Source organism: Cupriavidus sp. FW216-B1 (assembly GCF_058789195.1).
Window position 1 is genome coordinate 19,308 of record NZ_JBYTEL010000028.1, and the last position, 17,931, is coordinate 37,238.

The following is a 17,931-nucleotide window of genomic DNA, read 5'->3' on the forward strand; positions in this document are numbered from 1 at the left end:
CCTTACGAAGCCAGCATCGGCCGGCCGAGCATGCGCGACAGCACCGCCTCCGGCGAGTGCGTGTGGTCGCCGATGGCCTTGGGCGACAGGTAATAGGTCTGCTCCATCATGGCGCGCCCGCGCATGGCGGCGTGCAGCACCTGGTCGCTGAACACCATCCAGGTGGCGCCCGGCGGGAACTGGAATTCCTGCTGCGGCACATTGGCCTGGTAGGCCAGGTCGGCCTTGGCCAGGTCGTGCAGTTGCAGCATGCGGTGGTCGTATTCCGAGCGGCGGCGCTTGGTGATGTGCAGCAATTCCATCAGGCGCGCCTGGCCCGGCCACATGCCCTTGGTCTGCGGCACGAAGCGGCGGGCGAAGTCGCCGAACGGCTCGCCCACGCGCCACACGCGCGGCGCCTGCGGGTCGATGTTGTGGAACACGCGCAGCAGGCGCTGGCCCAGCAGCGGGTTGGACGGGAAGGCATCCACGTGCAGGCGGGTGTCGTCCTTGCGCCAGCTCACCGGGCGGCCGGCGATCTCGCTCGGGCGCAGCGAGGTGCCGGCGCGCACGAGGTGCGGGCCGTACTCGGGGAACAGGCTCAGCACCAGCTTTTCGCTGGACTCGGCATAGCGGCGGATCAGGCGGTAGAGGTCCTTGAGGTCCTGCTCGCCGCCCTGGGCGCCACGCACGGCGTGGTCGCTGGCGCGCAGGTTGATGTTCTTGGACTTGCCGTCCGACCAGCGGCTGTCGAGAAAGCGTTCCTCGCCCGGCTCGAAGCGGAAATGCAGGTTCGGGAAATACAGCACCGCGCCCTGCTCGAGCTGCTGGCGCAGCCCGGCCGCGGTGGCGGCGTCGACCTGCGGCGCCCAGTCGGCGTAGGGCTGGGGACGGATCAGGTTGAAGGCGGGGCCATCCGCGCCGGGCATGGCGGCCTGGCCGGCTGCGGCCGGCGCCGGCGTCGAATGGGTCGTGTCTTGTGACATGGGCGTCCTCGGTATGCGGGCCGCAGCCCCGTCCGGCGGAAATCCAGCGGATTCCGGCGGCTCTCGGCGGTGTTCAGCGGCGTTCGGCAGGCTTGTGCGAGATGGCGCGGCAGCCACTTGCCGGGCCGCCACGCGATCCCGCGATTCTACCCTCGCGCGCCCGGCGCGCCAGCGGGGCCCAGGCCGGGCTTGATCTTCGACAAAGGCTCCGCCCATGAAAAACGCCGCCCGGAGGCGGCGTTCTGCGCGGCGGGGGCGAGCCTTACAGGCCGGCGGCGGCGCGCAGCGCGGCGGCCTTGTCGGTGGCTTCCCACGAGAATTCCGGCTCTTCGCGGCCGAAGTGGCCGTAGGCGGCGGTCTTCTCGTAGATCGGGCGCAGCAGGTCCAGCATCTGCACGATACCCTTCGGGCGCAGGTCGAAATGCTCCTGCACCAGCGCGGCGATGGCCTCGTCGGAGATCTTGCCGGTGCCTTCCGTGTACACGGTCACGTTGATCGGGCGGGCCACGCCGATGGCGTAGCTGACCTGCACCTGGCACTGGCGCGCCAGGCCGGCGGCGACCACGTTCTTGGCGACGTAGCGCGCGGCGTAGGCGGCCGAGCGGTCGACCTTGGACGGGTCCTTGCCCGAGAACGCGCCGCCGCCGTGCGGCGAGGCGCCGCCGTAGGTGTCGACGATGATCTTGCGGCCGGTCAGGCCGCAGTCGCCCTGCGGGCCGCCGATGACGAAGCGGCCGGTCGGGTTGACCAGGTACTTGGTGTCCTTGAGCATCGCGGCCGGCAGCACCGGCTTGATGATTTCCTCGATCACGGCTTCGCGGATCTGCGCCTGGCTGATGTCCGGCGCGTGCTGGGTCGACAGCACCACGGTGTCCACGCTGTGCGGGCGGCCGTCGACGTAGCGCACGGTCACCTGCGACTTGGCGTCCGGGCGCAGCCAGGGCAGGCGGCCGTCGCGGCGCAGTTGCGACTGGCGCTCGACCAGGCGGTGCGAATAGTAGATCGGGAACGGCATCAGTTCCGGCGTCTCGTCGCAGGCGTAGCCGAACATCAGGCCCTGGTCGCCGGCGCCCTGGTTCAGGTAGTCGTCGGAGGCGCGGTCCACGCCCTGGGCGATGTCGGGCGACTGCTTGTCGTAGGCCACCAGCACGGCGCAGCCCTTGTAGTCGATGCCGTAGTCGGTGTTGTCGTAGCCGATGCGCTTGATGGTGTCGCGTGCGACCTGAATGTAGTCGACGTTGGCGGTCGTGGTGATTTCCCCGGCGAGGACCACCAGCCCGGTGTTGCAAAGCGTCTCGGCCGCCACGCGCGCGTACTTGTCCTGGGACAGGATGGCGTCCAGGACTGCGTCGGAAATCTGGTCAGCGACCTTATCGGGATGGCCTTCGGAGACGGATTCCGAAGTGAACAGGAAGTCGTTTGCCACGAACTTTTTCTCCAGGTTGGCTATTGCGCGCCAACCTGTTCAGCCCGGGCGGCGACGCTTTAGCGGTATTTTCAAGCCGTTCCGGTAGAACGGTATCGCCCCGCAAGTTGTCAGTTAACTCGGCGATACGCGCTATTATACGCGCCTGCCGGCCGCTGTGCAGCAGGCCCCACAGCCATCGGGGTTGCCTGCGCGCGGCGCCGTCGCGGCCATTGCCGGCGGATGCGGCCGGGTCCCCGGCCACGCCGGCCGCGCGGACCGTGCAGGTGCGAAGACGGGCCCGGAACACGCCGCCCGCCTCGTTTCGATTGCCCCAATATCGGCGCCACCGGGCAAAAACCTTAATCCCTTACCCGGCCACGATGCCGCTGAGCGCGATCCGATGACCTTTTTGTTCTGGCTGATTTCCCGCCTGCCGCTGTCGTGGCTGCACGCCGCCGGCGGTGCGCTGGGCCTGCTGGCGGCGCGCCTGCCGGGACGCTACGGCACCCGGCTGACCGCCCACCTGCGCCAGGCCTATCCGCGCGCGGACGCCGCCACGCTGGCCGAGGCCGCGCGCGCGACCGGCCGCATGATCCTGGAAATGCCGTATTTCTGGTGCCGCCGCAACCCGCCCGGGCGCATGTACGGCTTTGCCGGCCCGCTGTGGCCGGAGCTGGACCGGCTGATGGCGCAGGAACGCGGGCTCATCATCCTGGTGCCGCACCTGGGCTGCTTCGAGGTGCTGCCGCAGGCGTTCGCGCTGCGGCATCCGGTCACCGCGCTCTACAAGCCGCCGCACCAGCCGTGGCTGCGCGCCTGGATCCTCAAGATGCGCACGCGCCATAACCTGGCGATGGCGCCGGCCGAGCCGCGCGGCGTGCGCATGCTGCTCAAGGCGCTCAAGCGCGGCGAGGCGGTCGGCATCCTGCCCGACCAGGTGCCGCCCGGCGGCGAAGGCGCGTGGGCGCCGTTCTTCGGCAAGCCGGCCTACACCATGACGCTGGTGCAGCGCCTGCAGCAGCACACCGGCTCGCCGATCGCGGCGATCTTCGCCGAGCGCCTGCCGCGCGGCGCCGGCTTCCGCGGTCACATGCAGGTGATCGAGGAACCGCTGCCGGCCGACCCGGCCGCCGCCGCCGCCGTGCTCAACCAGGCCATCGAGGCCCTGGTCGAGGCGGCGCCCACGCAGTACCTGTGGGGCTACAACCGATACAAGCAACCGCGCGGCGCCGAGGCTCCTCCCGCACCGGCGCCGCTTCCCAACTAGAACAGATGAGCCGTATCTTTACCTGGCTGGGCATTGCCCTGCTGACCGTGCTGGGCAAGCTGCCCTATCCGCTGGTGGCGCGCTTCGGCGAAGCGCTGGGCAGCCTGCTCTACCTGTTTCCGAGCAGCCGCCGCGGCGTGGTGCAGACCAACCTGCGCCTGAGCTTCCCCGAGCGCAGCGAGGCCGAGATCGAGGCGCTGTCGCGCCAGACCTTCCGCACCGTGTTCCGCAGCTTCGCCGAGCGCGGCATCTTCTGGACCGGCAGCGAGAAGCAGATGCGCCGCTGGGTCCGCATCGAGGACCACGCCGACCTGGTGGCGCTCGACGGCAAGCCGCACATCCTGGTCACGCTGCACCTGTCGGGCGTGGAGGCCGGCGCGATCCGCCTGACCATCCACCTGCGCGACCACGTGGGGCGCTCGGGCGCCTCGCTCTACACCAAGCAGAAGAACGACCTGTTCGACGGCTTCCTCAAGCACGCGCGCGGGCGCTTCGGCGCCAACATGATCGCCCGCAACGACAGCGCGCGCGACATCATCCGCTGCCTGCGCAAGGGCGAGGCGCTGCAGCTGATCGCCGACATGGACTTCGGCGAGCGCGACTCCGAGTTCGTGCCGTTCTTCGGCGTGCAGGCGCTGACGCTGACCTCGGTGTCGCGCCTGGCGCGGCTGACCGGCGCCAGGGTGGTGCCGATCTACACCGAGATGCTGCCCGGCTACCAGGGCTACGTGCTGCACATCCTGCCGGCCTGGGAAGACTATCCTGGCGACAGCGTGACCGACGACACGCGGCGCATGAACGCCTTCTTCGAGGACTGCATCCGCCCGCGCATCGCCGAGTATTACTGGGTGCACAAGCGCTTCAAGCACCGCCCGCCGGGCGAGCCCGAGATCTACTGACACTACCGACACGGCCCGCGGCGCGCCATGCACGCGCGCCCGGCCAGGCATACAATCGCACCATGAGACTCCAGTTCACCAAGATGCACGGCGCCGGCAACGACTTCGTCGTGCTCGACGGCATCCACCAGACCCTGAACCTGACGCCCGCGCAGTGGCGCGCGCTCGCCAGCCGGCATTTCGGCGTGGGCGCCGACCAGATCCTGGTGGTCGAGAAGCCCACCCGCGACGACGTCGATTTCCGCTACCGCATCTTCAACGCCGACGGCGGCGAGGTGGAGCACTGCGGCAACGGCGCGCGCTGCTTCGTGCGCTTCGTCACCGAGCGCGGCCTGACCGACAAGCGCTCGGTGCGCGTGCAGGTCATGAACGGCGTGATCACGCTGACGCTGCAGGACGACGGCCAGGTCACGGTCGACATGGGCGCGCCCGAGCTCGAGCCGGCGCGCGTGCCGTTCCGCGCCGAGGGCCTGCCCACGCGCGGCGAAGGCCGCGACACGCTGTACGGCCTCGAGGTCAACGGCCGCACGGCGTGGATCTCCGCCGTGTCGATGGGCAACCCGCACGCGGTGCAGGTGGTGGACGACACCGAGGCCTTCCCGGTGCTGCAGGACGGCCCCGTCATCGAGCATCACCCGAGCTTCCCCAACCGCGTCAACGCCGGTTTCATGCAGGTGCTGGCGCGCCACACCGTGCGCCTGCGCGTGTTCGAGCGCGGCGCCGGCGAGACGCTGGCCTGCGGCACGGGCGCCTGCGCGGCGGTGGTGGCCGGCATCCGCCGCGGCCTGCTGGACTCGCCGGTGGTGGTCCACACCCACGGCGGCGACCTCACCATCGCCTGGGACGGCGAAGGCGAGCCGGTGCGCATGACCGGCCCGGCCACCACCGTGTTCGAGGGCAGCATTGACCTGGAGCGGCTGCCTGCCTGACCATAGGGGATTGCGGCCCGCCCGGGCCGCGCCCCCGATGGAGTGCCAATGCCCCTCGCCGACTTCCGCATCACCTCCGGCAAGAACTTCCGCCTGGCCGACTTCGACCCAGGCGCCAAGCCGCTGTCCAGCGGCGACAAGGCCGCCGACCTGGCGCGCATCTCCGAGCTGAGCACCGAGCTCGACCTGCAGCAGGACGTCTTCTACGCCGAGCACCGGCGCAAGCTGCTGATCGTGCTGCAGGGCATGGACACCGCCGGCAAGGACGGCACCGTGCGCGGCGTGTTCCGCAGCTTCGACCCGCTGGGCATCCGCGTGGTCAGCTTCAAGTCCCCCACCGCCGAAGAGCTCGCGCACGACTACCTGTGGCGCATCCACGCGCAGGTCCCGCGCGCCGGCGAGATCGTGGTGTTCAACCGCAGCCACTACGAAGACGTGCTGATCACGCGCGTGCACGAGTGGATTGACGAAGACGAATGCGAGCGGCGCTACAAGCAATTGCGCGCGTTCGAGACGCTGCTGATGGAAACCGGCACGACCATCGTCAAGTGCTTCCTGCACATTACCAAGGACGAGCAGAAAGCCCGCCTGGAGTCACGGCTGGCCGATCCGCAGAAACACTGGAAGTTCGATCCGCGGGACCTGGAGGAACGGCAGTACTGGAAGAGCTACATGACCGCCTACGAGGCGGCGATCGCCGCGACCAGCACGCCGGAAGCGCCCTGGTACATCGTGCCGGCGAATTCCAAGACGCATCGGAACCTGATGGTCGCGGAGATTGTGTTTGATGTTTTTTCGAGGTTGAAGCCGGCTTATCCGGCAGGGGATCCGGGGTTAGGGAAATTGAAGGTGGTTTGATTTTTTGAAGGTCTTTAAAAGTCTAAAGGCTTAACTTTAAAGTCAGAGGCTTTAGCTTCAAAGTCAAAGGCTTAAAATCAAAGGCTTAAAGTCAACTACTGAACGTCAACTTCAAAGTCAAAGGCTTTCGCTCCTCCGGAGCGACCTACTTTCTTTTGTCCGAAAAGAAAGTAGGCCAAGAAAGCGGACTGCCTGGCCGGCAGGGGCAGAAACGTTGGGGTTTCTGGTTGTTGGTGGTTTCGTGGTGGGGGCGGTGGTTCTGTTTGTATCCTGCCGTTACCGGTGCGGGCGGCCACGACTTTGCTGGCGGTGTTGGTTTCGTGGTCAGACCTATGATGGCGAGTGCACTGCTTGTTCGGCCATCTGCCGTTACCGGTTTTGGCCACCCCGACATAGCACCCTCATGGTTTCGTGGTGGGCGTGGTGGACCGGGGCGCGGGTGTCAATGGGTACCCTTGCATTGGGGCCACCGTGCCCACCACGAAACCAGCACCGTCCCTATGCCGTGGGCATCCGCCCCGGTCGCGGCAGCAGCCTGAAAGGCCTGGGCCGACGCCATCATGCAGCGCCACCACGAATCCAATTTCGTTTGCGACGCCGCAGGCGAGCAAACCGGTAGCGTCAGCAGCCTCATCGAAGCCACAGACCGCACCACGAATCCCGCACCAGCCATAAAGTCTGAGCGCCCAGCCCCCCTGCAAGGGGTCTGCTTTCTTTGGTTACTTTCTTTTCAGACAAAAGAAAGTGACTGGCAGCCCCGCGCAGCGGGGATGTCATACGGCCTTTGGGTTCAAGCACCAACAACCGCCCGAGCCTCAAAGCCCACAACAGCCAGAACAAGGAAACCAAAAAACCAATCACGCCCCCCCATTCCCCCGATGAATATCATGCGTGACGAACGGCCGCTCGTGCGTCGGCATCGCCAGCCATTCCGGATGCTTGAGCGTCTCGCGGATGTCGTCCAGCCCGCTGGTCCAGTGCTCGTTCATGGTCAGCAGACCGAACTGGTAATCCTTGGCATTGCCTTCGAAGGTCTTGTCGCGGTAGATGAGCTGGATCACGTTGCGCCGCGCGTCGCAAGCGTATTCGGCTGCCTTGCGGTACCAGTCGCTGTCGCGCTGCGCCTGCGGCACCAGTGCCATCACTTCGCTGAGCATGCGGCGGTAGTTCTGCTGCTCGCCCATGTAGTCGGTGATGGTGCGGGTGCGGCTGGAGTACTGGATGTCCTTCTGGCGCTCGGCCACGTCCAGCAGGTTGTGCGGCAGCTTGCCGCGCGCGCTCCACAGGTCGACCTGGAAGATCAGCGCGTCGCGGCGGGGCTGGGCGGTCAGCACCTCGGACAGCGGCGTGTTGGACACGAGGCCGCCGTCCCAGTAGAACTCGCCGTCGATCTCCACCGCGGGAAAGCCCGGCGGCAGGGCGCCCGAGGCCATGAAATGCTCGGCGGACAGCTTGCGGCGGGTGTTGTCGAAATAGGCGAAGTTGCCGGTGCGCACGTTGACCGCGCCCACCGAGACGCGCATCTCGTTGTGTTGGTGGTTGATGCGGTCGAAATCGGCGAAGCGCTCGAGCGTGGACTTCAGCGGCGAGGTGTCGTAGTAGCTGGCGGTGCCCGGTCCGCCCTGGTGCTCGAACAGCGTGGGCCACAGGCGCGGCTGGAAGAAGCCGCGCTGGCCTTCGAGCACGGCGCGGGCGGCTTCGATGCCGTCGAAGAAGACGCGCACCGGATCGGGCCAGTGCACGGCGCTCTCGGCGATCGCCTCGTAGGGCAGCAGGCTGGGCAGCCAGGGCTGGCGGCAGATGTATTCCCAGAACGCGCGCAACTGCTCGACGCGGCGCTCGGGCGCGTTGCCGGCAATGACCGCAGCGTTGAGCGCGCCGATCGAGATGCCCGCCACCCAGTTGGGCTGCACGCCGGCCTCGGCCAGGCCCTGGTACACGCCGGCCTGGTAGGAGCCGAGCGCGCCGCCGCCTTGCAGCACCAGCGCGCGCACCGTGTATTCGTGGTGCACCGGGCGTTTCTGCCCGGCGCCCTGGGGCGCGAGATCGGGCGGCGCGCAGCCGCCGGGCGGCAGGTAGTTGGGCTCCGGCGCCTTGGGCGCCTTCGCCTTTGCCGCGCGCTTCACCGCGGGCGCCGCGGGATCGGCCACCACGGCCGCCGCCGCGCCGGGCGCGCCGGATTCTCCGGGCGCGCCGTTTTTCCCGACCTTCGCTGCCATCTGATCCGCTTTCTGCCGACGTCCTACTGCCACGGCCTCTCCTTGCTCTGGTTCGTCCTTCAGGCTGCCGGCGGCGCGGCACCGCGTCGCCCGGCTGCCCCTGGAAGTTGTTTCAAAATGAAGCGAAGCGGTCCTGGCTAGGCGCGGGGCCGCAGACAGTACGACTGGTACTTGCCGTGCCCCGCAACGACGCCAGGATCTTCTTGAGACGACTTCCTACTGCATGTACCAGCCGTGGCTGACGATGAACGATTGCCCGGTCAGCGCCGCCGACGGGAACGCGCACAGGAACAGCGCGGTCTGGGCCACGTCGTCCACGGTGGTGAAGACGCCGTCGACGGTGCCGCCCAGCATCACGCGGCGGATCACTTCTTCCTCGCTGATGCCCAGTTCCTTGGCCTGCTCGGGGATCTGCTTGTCCACCAGCGGCGTGCGCACGAAGCCCGGGCAGATCACGTGCGAGCGCACGTTGTATTCCGCGCCTTCCTTGGCCAGCACGCGCGCCAGCCCAAGCAGCGCGTGCTTGGCGGCGACGTAGGCGGATTTCAGCGGCGAGGCTTCGTGCGAATGGACCGAGCCCATGTAGATCACGGTGCCGCCGCGCTTGTCCTGGTACATGTACTTGAGCGCGGCCTTGGTGGTCAGGAAGGCGCCGTCCACGTGGATGGCCTGCATCTTCTTCCAGTCGGAGAACGCGTAGTTCTGGATCGGGTTGACGATCTGGATGCCGGCGTTCGAGACCAGGATGTCGATATGGCCGAAGACCCTGGCGACCTCGTCGGTGGCGTTGTTGACGGCATCCTCGTTGGTCACGTCCATCGCCACGGCGATGGCGCGCCCGCCGGCGGCCTCGATGTCGGCGGCGGCTTTCTGCGCGGCCTCGAGATTCAGGTCGGCGATGGCGACCGCCGCGCCCTCCTTGGCCAGCAGGTCGGCGATGGCTTTGCCGATGCCGCTGGCGGCGCCGGTGACGATGGCGGTTTTTCCCTGGAGCTTCATGAAGACACCTCGTGTGATTGATGCGGGTTGGGCGCGGCGGGCGAGGCCCGCGGTGCGCGGAAGATCGGAAAGAGCGAAAGAAAATGAAAGGAACGAAAGACGAAAGGCCGGCGGGCGGGCCGCTCAGGCCAGGTAATCGAACACCACCTCGCCCAGGCCGAGCGTGAGGTCGGCCACGAAATGCTTCGCGCCGAGCACCTCCAGCACCGGCAGCGCGGACACCGGCGCCAGCGCGTGCGGCGACAGCGACAGCGCGGCCGGGCCGGTCCAGGCGCCCTTCATCTCCACGTCCTTGAGGAAGTAGCACACCAGCTCGCAGATGCGCGGCCTGCCGTCCACGTGCGGAATGACCTTGAGCAGGTAGTTCGGCGTGGTGGAGAGCGACAGGCCGAGCGCGTCCTTGTCGAGCTCGCGGTGCTTGTAGCCCATCGTGCCGGTGGCCACGCGCACCGGGCCGTAGTCGAGCGTGCCGACCAGGGTGTCGGTGTGGACCTCCAGCCTGGGGCTGGCGAGTTTCTTCGGGAAGCCCCACAGCTCGCGCCCGCCCGCCAGCGGCGGATGGTCGTCGAGGTACATGGCGTGGGTGTAGGTGGCGGGCTTGCCCTGGTAGGTGACGGGAATCACCTGGCCCGATTCGGTGTAGTCGCCGAAGCCGGTGGAGTCCGGCATGCGGATGAACTCGTAGTTGACCACCGCGTCGGCGATCTCCAGCGGTTCCGGCACCACCGCGCGCAGCAGCGCGGGATCGGTGCGGTAGGTGATGATGAAGAATTCCCGATGGATGAAGCGGTACGGGCCCATCGGATAGGCCGGACTGGTAAGCGGCATGGCGAATGCCTGCTCGCGGATCGTCTTGATGTCCATGCCAGCTAACCTCCTGAAGAGATGCTGCGCCGCCTTGCCGGGCGGCAAGGCGAATCGCTGGCGGCGGGCGGTCCCGGCCGGCCGGCGAGATCAGTCAGACCGGCGAATTTTCCGCGCGGTTCCCGTCATCTGCTGCATTGCGACAAAGCTTTGCAATGCAGCGGGCAACAGATCCCAGACTATACGCCGTAGCGCTGGCGATAGGCAGCCACGGCCTCGCGCGAGGCGCTCAGCGCGGGATCGCGGGAGGCGTCCAGGTAGGCGAGCAGGTCCTTGAGGCTGGCGATCGAGATGACGGGCACGCCATATTCGCGCTGTACATCCTGCACTGCGGAATGGGTGCCGACCTGCTCGGCGGTGCCGCTTTTCTCCATGCGGTCGAGCGCGATCAGCACCGCGGCGGGCTCGGCGCCGGCCGCGCGGATCATCTGCATCGATTCGCGCACCGAGGTGCCGGCCGAGATCACGTCGTCGACGATCACCACCTTGCCCTTGAGCTTGGCGCCGACCAGCGTGCCGCCCTCGCCGTGGTCCTTGGCTTCCTTGCGGTTGTAGGCGAAGCCCACGTCACGCCCGAGGCCGGACAGCGCCACCGCGGTGGCCGAGGCCAGCGTGATGCCCTTGTAGGCCGGCCCGAACAGCACGTCGAAGTCCACGCCCGAGGCCAGCAGGGTTTTCGCATAGAATTGCGCCACCTGGCCCAGCATCGCACCCTGGTTGAACAGGCCCGCGTTGAAGAAGTACGGCGACTTGCGCCCTGCCTTGGTCACGAATTCGCCGAAGGACAGCACGCCGGCGTCCAGCGCAAAACGGATGAAAGTCTGGCTGAGGTCGCCAGCGCCGGGCTGCGGCGTCGTCTGCTGCGTCATCTTTTCTCTCTGATTTCAAATTTCCCGAGATGTTACGGATTATCAGCGCCAACCTCAACGGCATCCGCTCCGCGGCCAAGAAAGGCTTTTTCGAATGGATGGGCAAGCAGGACGCCGACATGGTCTGCGTCCAGGAGCTCAAGGCCCAGTCCGCCGACATGACCGAAGCGTTCCTCGCGCCGCACGGCTACCACGGCTACTTCCACTACGCGGAGAAAAAAGGCTACAGCGGCGTCGGCCTCTATACCCGCCACAAGCCGGAGCGCGTGGTCACGGGCTTCGGCTGCGCCGAGTTCGACAGTGAAGGGCGCTACGTGGAGGTGCAGTATCCGCACCTGGCCGTGATCTCGGTCTACGTGCCGTCCGGCTCCAGCGGCGAGGAACGCCAGCTCGCCAAGTTCCGCTTCATGGCAGCCTTCCTGCCCCACCTGCTGCAGCTCAAGGCCAGCGGGCGCGAGATCGTGCTGTGCGGCGACGTCAACATCGCCCACAAGGAAATCGACATCAAGAACTGGAAGGGCAACCTGAAGAACTCGGGCTTCCTGCCGGAGGAGCGCAGCTGGATCGGGGAACTGTTCGACGTGCACGGCTACGTGGACGTGTTCCGCAAGCTCGACCCGCGGCCCGAGCAGTACACGTGGTGGAGCAACCGCGGCCAGGCCTACGCGAAGAACGTGGGCTGGCGCATCGACTACCACCTCGCCACGCCGAAGATCGCCGACACGGCCAGCGCCACCTCGATCTACAAGGACGAGAAGTTCAGCGATCACGCGCCGCTGTCGATCGACTACGATTTCCCGCTGTAAGAAACAGGCGGCTCCGCGCGGCGCCTACGCGGCGCGCACTTCTTCCAGCAGTTCCGGATGGCGCTCGAGCAGCTTGAGCAGCTTCACCAGCGCCAGCGGCGGCCGGGTCCGGCCGGTCTCGTAGCGCGAGAACGCGTTGACGCCGCCGCCGAAGATCTCGGCGGCCTCGCGCTGGTCCAGCGCGAGGCGCTTGCGCACGCCGGCGATGAATTCGGGATCGACGATGGCGGCGTTGACCTGCTTGTTGAATGCCACCACCGCTTCGCCGTAGCGGTCCTCCTGCCCCCGGTCGAGCACGATTTCGCCGCATGCCGGGCAGAAATCGCCGGAGACGGCCGGGATGAGCGTGGTTTCGCCCTTGTACGTGTAGGGCACGTCGCGCGTGTCGTGCACCAGTTCCGCGGCGCCGCATTCCGGACAGATCATGATTCCCACTCCTTGAATGACACGACCAGCACCGCATCGGTCACGGTCAGTTTCAGATAGAGCGCGCCCGCCGCGGTGACTGGCCGGTAGACGTCCTGCCATACCGTGTGATTCGCGTAGGTCGTCATGCTCTTGTAGAAGTCCGCCGGCGTCAGCGCAGCAACCACGGCAACGATTCCGTCCCGGTCGAACCCGAGCAGGCGGCCATGACGCGCGGCAGAGGCCGTCAGGCGCACCTGGTCCGCCTCGATCAGCGTCCTGACCACGGACAGCCGGCAATGCGGCCTATGTTTCTCCATGCGAATTTAACCTACTAGGTTATCGGGATCAAGGGATTCGCGCTGCGCCGCCGCATCAAGGCCCATCAAAGCCCATCAAGGCCCGCATCGACACCGCAGCGTCATCCCAACCTAGTTACAATGCTGGTTCCCGTCCGATTCCGGCATGGGAACCTTCGTATTTCCGAGTGAGTCCGCCATGGTTTTCAAAGTGTTCGTAGATGGTCAGGAAGGCACTACCGGCCTCCGGTTGCTCGACTATCTGTCCGGCCGTTCCGATGTGGAACTGCTGCGTATCGCCGATGACAAGCGCAAGGACCCGGCCGAGCGAGCACGATTCCTGAATGCCGCGGACGTCGCTTTCCTGTGCCTGCCCGACGTGGCCTCGCGCGAAGCCGTGTCGCTCGTGACCAATCCGGATACCTGCGTGATCGACGCCAGCACGGCGTTCCGCACCGCAGACAACTGGGCCTACGGCCTGCCGGAACTCACGCGCGGCCAGCGCGAGAAGGTCCGCGCGAGCAAGCGCATCGCGGTGCCGGGCTGCCACGCCAGCGCCTTCGTGCTGGCGGTGCGCCCGCTGGTGGAAGCCGGCGTGATGCAGGCCGACTACCCGGTCTCGGCGTTCTCGCTGACCGGCTACAGCGGCGGCGGCAAGCAGATGATCGCGGAGTTCGAAGCCGGCGGTAATCCGAAGCTGAACAGCCCGCGTCCCTATTCGCTGGGCCTGGCGCACAAGCACCTGCCGGAGATGCGCGTGCAGACCGGCCTGGCGCACGCGCCGATCTTCAGCCCGATCGTCGGCAACTTCCTCAAGGGCCTGGCCGTGACGGTGCCGGTGTACCCGGACCGCCTCGCGCGCAAGGTCACGCCGGAGCAGATCGCCGACATCTACCGCAAGCACTACGAAGGCGAGCAGTTCGTGCGCGTGATGCCGGTGGGCGACGAAGCCAACCTCGACGGCGGCTTCTTCGACGTGCAGGCCAGCAACGATACCAACCGCGTCGACCTGTTCGTGTTCGGCTCGGCCGAACGCATCGTGCTGATGGCGCGCCTGGACAACCTGGGCAAGGGCGCCGCCGGCGCCGCCGTGCAATGCATGAACGTGCATGTGGGCGCGGACGAGGCGACCGGGCTGCGCGCCTGAGTGGCGCCGTCCGGTTGTCCGGGGTAGATGAAAAAAGCCGGCCTCAGCCGGCTTTTTCATGGCTCGGACTCAACTGCCCGTGCGGACCACCACGCCCTTGAGCGCCACGCCGATATACGCGGCACCCTTGGCGCAGACATAGGTGCTGTCGCTGGCGGTCTCGTCGTTCTTCCAGTTGCTGCGGATGTCGACCACCGCGTTGCCGCCTTCCTTCATGGCGCGCTGCTGCAGCTCCTGCACGGCCTGCACGAAGGTGGTGGCGCACAGTTCCTCGTCTCCGGGCGGCGGCGCGGCGCCGGTGGCGCCGCTGTTGTCCACCGGCCGGCGGATGCGCTTGACGGTCTTGTAGGTCTGGCCGCCCTGCGCGTCGGGCAGCCGGTTGAAACCGAACAGCAGCCTGATCGACGGATCCACGCGCGACTTGGCCTCGGCCGAGGCCAGCGCCTTGTCGATCGGCTGGTTGAGCAACTGGTCGGCCGCCTGCGCGCTGGCGCCGGCCAGCAGCGCGCCGGCCATCAGGCTGATCCGCATCCATCGTTTCATATCCCGCTCCTTGCTCCGTGACATCACGAGAAAAGGCGGCACGGCGCCGCGCCGCGGGCCGCGCACATCTTCATCCTATGCGATGCGCCGCGCGGCGGAGGCCCTTGCCGCCCTACTTTTTCAGCGGCTTCTGGCGATCGTCGTCGCCGCTGTCCTCGGGGGCGCCGCCCAGGTTGGCCATGTTGGCTCGGTACTCGGGCAGCTTCGCCATGCTCGACTCGATCGCGCGCGCGTACAGCGGCAGCACCTCGGGCAGATGCTTTTCCAGCTCGGCGATGCGGGTGCGGCCGGAGGGATGGGTGGACAGGAACTCGGAGCCCTGCTGCGCCGGCGCCTTCGACACCATGCCCATCTTCTGCCACAGCGAGATCGCGGCGCGCGGGTCGAAGCCGGCGCGCGCGGCGATGTCCATGCCGACCAGGTCGGCCTCGGTCTCGTCGGCGCGCGAGAAACGCAGCGTGAGCAGTTGCGCGCTGGTGCCGATCGCCATGTTGCCGAGGTTGCCGAAGCCGAACAGTTGCGAGATCACGTTGGCGCCGAGGTTGGTGATCTCGGACTTGGCGGCGCGCTCGCGCGCGTGCTCCTGCAGCGCGTGGGCGATCTCGTGCCCCATCACCTCGGCGACTTCGTCGTCGGTGAGCTTGAGCTGGTCGAGCAGGCCGGAGTAGAAGGCGATCTTGCCGCCCGGCATGCAGAAGGCATTGACCTGCCTGGAGTTGATCAGGTTGACCTCCCACTTCCACTGCCGCGCGCGTTCGTTCCAGCGCGTGGTCTGCGGCAGCAGGCGCCTGGCGATGGCGCGCAGGCGGATCAGCTGCGGGTTGCCGTCCGGCGCCAGCGTGCGCTTGGACTGCGCCTCGGTCTTGATCTGCTCGTATTCCTGCGCGGCCTGCTGCTCGATCACCTCGACCGGCACGATCAGCCGCACCGGCGCGCCGCCGCGCTGCACGCGGATGCCGTCGTCCGGCTCGGCGTCCTGGGCCAGGGCCGCCGGCGCGCCGAACGCGGCCGAAGCCGCCAGCGCCAGCGCGGCGAACTGCCGCGGCATCGCCAGCCCGGCCTGGCGGGGGCGGTTCTGACAATGCTGGCAATCGGACATGGAGGATTCCCCGGAAGCGGTTTGCCGGACGTGGTTTGCAGGCTGGTTTGCAACAGGCGGCGCGGTCGCGCCGCGAAAGCGCCCGGCACCTGCCGGCCCGGCCGCAGCGTAATGCAATAATACACGGCGCCCCGCCTGGCCCATCGCCGCCGATTCATGACCTTCCAAGACTATCTCGACATTTTCCGCAACCGCCGCATCGGCGCCATGCTGACGCTGGGCTTCGCCTCCGGGCTGCCGCTGGCGCTCACCTCCGGGACCCTGCAGGCCTGGATGACGGTGGAGGGCCTCGACATCAAGACCATCGGCTTCTTCTCGCTGGTGGGCCAGGCCTACATCTTCAAGTTCCTGTGGGCGCCGCTGATGGACCGCTACACGCCGCCGCTGCTGGGCCGGCGCCGCGGCTGGCTGCTGGTCACGCAGCTCGGGCTGGTGCTGGGCATCGCCGGCATGGCCTTCTGCCCGCCGCGCGAGGCATTGTGGGCGCTGGCGGCGCTGGCCACGCTGGTGGCCTTCCTGTCGGCCTCGCAGGACATCGTGTTCGACGCCTACAGCACCGACGTGCTGCGCGCGCCCGAGCGCGGCGTGGGCGCGGCGGTCAAGGTGCTGGGCTACCGGCTGGCGATGCTGGTCTCGGGCGGGCTGGCGCTGTGGCTGGCCGACCGCGTGATGGGCTGGCAGCAGATGTACATCCTGATGGCCGGCCTGATGGGCATCGGCATCTTCTCGCTGTCGTGGGCGCCCGAGGCGGAATCGCCGGCGCGCATGCCGCGCTCCATCGAGGAGGCGATCCTCGGCCCGCTGCGCGACTTCTTCTCGCGCCCGGGCGCGTGGTGGCTGCTGCTGCTGATCGTGCTGTACAAGCTCGGCGACGCCTTCGCCGGCAGCCTGTCGACCACCTTCCTGATCCGCGGCGTGGGTTTTTCCGCCGGCGAGGTCGGGCTGGTCAACAAGACGCTCGGGCTGGCCGCCACCATCGTGGGCGCGCTGTTCGGCGGCACGCTGATGGTGCGCCTGGGGCTGTACCGCTCGCTGATGCTGTTCGGCATGCTGCAGGCGGTGTCCAACCTCGGCTACTGGCTGCTGGCGGTGACGCCGCCGCACCTGTGGAGCATGGGCGCCACCATCTTCGTGGAGAACCTGTGCGGCGGCATGGGCACGGCCGCCTTCGTGGCGCTGCTGATGACGCTGTGCAACCGCTCGTTCTCGGCCACGCAGTACGCGCTGCTGTCGGCGCTGGCCTCGGTCGGGCGCGTCTACGTGGGGCCCAGCTCGGGCTACCTGGTGGAGGCATTCGGCTGGCCGGCGTTCTACCTCAGCACGGTGGTGGTGGCGCTGCCGGGCGTGGCGCTGCTCTGGGCGATGCGCAACACCGTGCACCGCTACGAGGCCAGCGCGCGCGCCGCCGCCTGACACGGCGGGGCCGCCGGCCTTACTGCTTGTAGTAGACGATCTGGTGCGAGGTGGCGAGCAATTCGCCCTGCGGGCTCCAGATCTGCGCGCCCTGGTCGAAGAAGCCCTGGCGGAACACCTGCGCCTGGGCGCTGCCCAGCACGTGGCTGTCGCCGAGCGCGGCCAGCGTGGCGGCGTCGGCATGGAAATACGTGGTCAGCGACACCGTGCCGGCCGGCACGAAGCCGGCGCGCTTGAGGAAGATGCGCGGGTAGAAGGTGTCGCACCACGCCGCCATCGCGGCGAAGTCCGGCGTGCGCGCCGGCGCGTCGCGCAGCCAGAACTGCGTGAGGCTGTCGGGATGCTCGGTGCCGGGCTCGGCGCTCGGCTTGGCGCCGCGCACCGGGCGCAGCTCGTAGGCGTCGAGCCAGCGCACCGGCGCGAAGCCCGCCATCGGCGGCACGGCCTGCGCGGGCGGCACCTGCGGGAATGCCGCCTCGGCGCAGTTCCACGTCTCGCGGCGCACGGCGAAGAAGGCGGTGGCGGTGGTGGCCACCTCGTCGCCCTGGCGCAGCTCGATCGACCAGTGCTGGGTGTTGCGGTTGGTACGCACCGGGCGCGCCTCGATCACGAACGGCCCTGCCACGATCGGGCCGGCGAAGTTGACGGTCAGCGCGGACGGGTCGCCGAGCCGGGCCGGATGCCGGAGCGCGGCCTGCAGCAGCGTGGCCGCGGTGATGCCGCCGAACGGCCCGATCATGTTCCAGTACTCCGGCGTGGTGCGGCCGTGGAAGAGATTGCCGCCCGCGTGCTCCAGCGCGATCGCGTGGTCGAACGAGTGGACGGGCTGGCTGGCGGCTTGGGTGGCGGTCATGATGTCTCTGCGTATTATGTTTGAATCGATGCCGAAAAAAGTACGGTCGTTCGATAATACGCCAAAGCGCCGCGCGCTGCCGGCGCGCG

General features: G+C 67.9%; 18 protein-coding genes. 7 read left to right on the forward strand and 11 right to left on the reverse strand.

Features of this window, described 5'->3' with window-relative positions; translation table 11 throughout:
* Positions 1 to 2: 2 nt before the first annotated feature.
* Together kdoO and metK are read right to left on the reverse strand one after the other, a co-directional pair.
* Positions 3 to 908: a Kdo hydroxylase KdoO gene (gene kdoO, locus AC3WXD_RS31845; RefSeq protein WP_059414908.1), complete on the reverse strand. Its 906-nt coding sequence runs from the start codon at positions 906 to 908 to the stop codon at positions 3 to 5.
* 319 nt (positions 909 to 1,227) lie between these two features.
* Positions 1,228 to 2,391, reverse strand: a complete 1,164-nt coding sequence (gene metK, locus AC3WXD_RS31850) for a methionine adenosyltransferase (protein ID WP_020205933.1) — start codon at positions 2,389 to 2,391, stop codon at positions 1,228 to 1,230.
* A gap of 382 nt (positions 2,392 to 2,773) precedes the next feature.
* Here metK and AC3WXD_RS31855 point away from each other — a divergent pair, with 382 nt between their 5' ends.
* From AC3WXD_RS31855 to AC3WXD_RS31870, 4 genes are all read left to right on the forward strand, one after another.
* The gene (locus AC3WXD_RS31855; protein WP_020205932.1) at positions 2,774 to 3,640 is read left to right on the forward strand and encodes a lysophospholipid acyltransferase family protein; all 867 of its coding nucleotides are present in this window, start codon (positions 2,774 to 2,776) and stop codon (positions 3,638 to 3,640) included.
* Between the two features lie 5 nt (positions 3,641 to 3,645).
* Positions 3,646 to 4,539, forward strand: a complete 894-nt coding sequence (locus tag AC3WXD_RS31860) for a lipid A biosynthesis lauroyl acyltransferase (protein ID WP_059414857.1) — start codon at positions 3,646 to 3,648, stop codon at positions 4,537 to 4,539.
* A 62-nt stretch (positions 4,540 to 4,601) separates the two neighbouring features.
* Entirely contained in the window at positions 4,602 to 5,468 is an 867-nt protein-coding gene (gene dapF / locus AC3WXD_RS31865; RefSeq protein WP_020205930.1) for a diaminopimelate epimerase, read from the forward strand.
* A 48-nt stretch (positions 5,469 to 5,516) separates the two neighbouring features.
* Positions 5,517 to 6,326: a polyphosphate kinase 2 family protein gene (locus tag AC3WXD_RS31870; protein ID WP_020205929.1), complete on the forward strand. Its 810-nt coding sequence runs from the start codon at positions 5,517 to 5,519 to the stop codon at positions 6,324 to 6,326.
* Positions 6,327 to 7,183: 857 nt separating this feature from the next.
* Here the strand turns inward: AC3WXD_RS31870 and AC3WXD_RS31875 are convergent.
* From AC3WXD_RS31875 to pyrE, 4 genes are all read right to left on the reverse strand, one after another.
* Positions 7,184 to 8,545 carry a DUF3734 domain-containing protein gene (locus tag AC3WXD_RS31875; protein ID WP_020205128.1) on the reverse strand — a complete coding sequence of 454 codons (1,362 nt, stop codon included), beginning with the start codon at positions 8,543 to 8,545 and terminating at the stop codon, positions 7,184 to 7,186.
* 216 nt (positions 8,546 to 8,761) lie between these two features.
* Positions 8,762 to 9,544 (reverse strand): 3-hydroxybutyrate dehydrogenase, encoded by a 783-nt coding sequence (locus AC3WXD_RS31880; RefSeq protein WP_020205129.1) that lies wholly within the window; start codon positions 9,542 to 9,544, stop codon positions 8,762 to 8,764.
* A 123-nt stretch (positions 9,545 to 9,667) separates the two neighbouring features.
* Positions 9,668 to 10,408 (reverse strand): acetoacetate decarboxylase, encoded by a 741-nt coding sequence (locus AC3WXD_RS31885; RefSeq protein WP_492325433.1) that lies wholly within the window; start codon positions 10,406 to 10,408, stop codon positions 9,668 to 9,670.
* 179 nt (positions 10,409 to 10,587) lie between these two features.
* Positions 10,588 to 11,277 carry an orotate phosphoribosyltransferase gene (gene pyrE / locus AC3WXD_RS31890; RefSeq protein ID WP_020205131.1) on the reverse strand — a complete coding sequence of 230 codons (690 nt, stop codon included), beginning with the start codon at positions 11,275 to 11,277 and terminating at the stop codon, positions 10,588 to 10,590.
* 29 nt (positions 11,278 to 11,306) lie between these two features.
* Between pyrE and AC3WXD_RS31895 the strand changes: the two genes are divergently transcribed.
* On the forward strand, positions 11,307 to 12,083 hold the full coding sequence (locus AC3WXD_RS31895; RefSeq protein WP_020205132.1) for an exodeoxyribonuclease III: 777 nt from the start codon (positions 11,307 to 11,309) through the stop codon (positions 12,081 to 12,083).
* A gap of 24 nt (positions 12,084 to 12,107) precedes the next feature.
* Here the strand turns inward: AC3WXD_RS31895 and AC3WXD_RS31900 are convergent, their stop codons facing one another.
* Positions 12,108 to 12,509 (reverse strand): type II toxin-antitoxin system MqsA family antitoxin, encoded by a 402-nt coding sequence (locus tag AC3WXD_RS31900; RefSeq protein ID WP_020205133.1) that lies wholly within the window; start codon positions 12,507 to 12,509, stop codon positions 12,108 to 12,110.
* Positions 12,506 to 12,808 (reverse strand): type II toxin-antitoxin system MqsR family toxin, encoded by a 303-nt coding sequence (locus AC3WXD_RS31905; protein WP_029044058.1) that lies wholly within the window; start codon positions 12,806 to 12,808, stop codon positions 12,506 to 12,508. The genes AC3WXD_RS31900 and AC3WXD_RS31905 overlap by 4 nt, the downstream gene beginning before the upstream one ends.
* A gap of 178 nt (positions 12,809 to 12,986) precedes the next feature.
* Here AC3WXD_RS31905 and argC point away from each other — a divergent pair, with 178 nt between their 5' ends.
* On the forward strand, positions 12,987 to 13,934 hold the full coding sequence (gene argC / locus AC3WXD_RS31910) for an N-acetyl-gamma-glutamyl-phosphate reductase (RefSeq protein WP_029044059.1): 948 nt from the start codon (positions 12,987 to 12,989) through the stop codon (positions 13,932 to 13,934).
* Between the two features lie 69 nt (positions 13,935 to 14,003).
* On the opposite strand, the gene AC3WXD_RS31915 is transcribed toward argC, so the two are convergent.
* Both AC3WXD_RS31915 and AC3WXD_RS31920 read right to left on the reverse strand, forming a co-directional pair.
* Positions 14,004 to 14,477, reverse strand: coding sequence for an excinuclease ATPase (locus tag AC3WXD_RS31915; protein ID WP_231586627.1), 474 nt, complete (start codon positions 14,475 to 14,477; stop codon positions 14,004 to 14,006).
* Between the two features lie 112 nt (positions 14,478 to 14,589).
* Positions 14,590 to 15,525 carry a M48 family metallopeptidase gene (locus tag AC3WXD_RS31920; RefSeq protein ID WP_020205137.1) on the reverse strand — a complete coding sequence of 312 codons (936 nt, stop codon included), beginning with the start codon at positions 15,523 to 15,525 and terminating at the stop codon, positions 14,590 to 14,592.
* 207 nt (positions 15,526 to 15,732) lie between these two features.
* Between AC3WXD_RS31920 and AC3WXD_RS31925 the strand changes: the two genes are divergently transcribed.
* A complete protein-coding gene (locus AC3WXD_RS31925; RefSeq protein WP_020205138.1) occupies positions 15,733 to 16,989 on the forward strand; it encodes a muropeptide transporter in 1,257 nt (418 codons plus the stop codon).
* 19 nt (positions 16,990 to 17,008) lie between these two features.
* Here AC3WXD_RS31925 and AC3WXD_RS31930 read toward each other — a convergent pair whose 3' ends face one another.
* Entirely contained in the window at positions 17,009 to 17,842 is an 834-nt protein-coding gene (locus AC3WXD_RS31930) for an acyl-CoA thioesterase (protein ID WP_059414838.1), read from the reverse strand.
* Positions 17,843 to 17,931 lie beyond the last annotated feature (89 nt).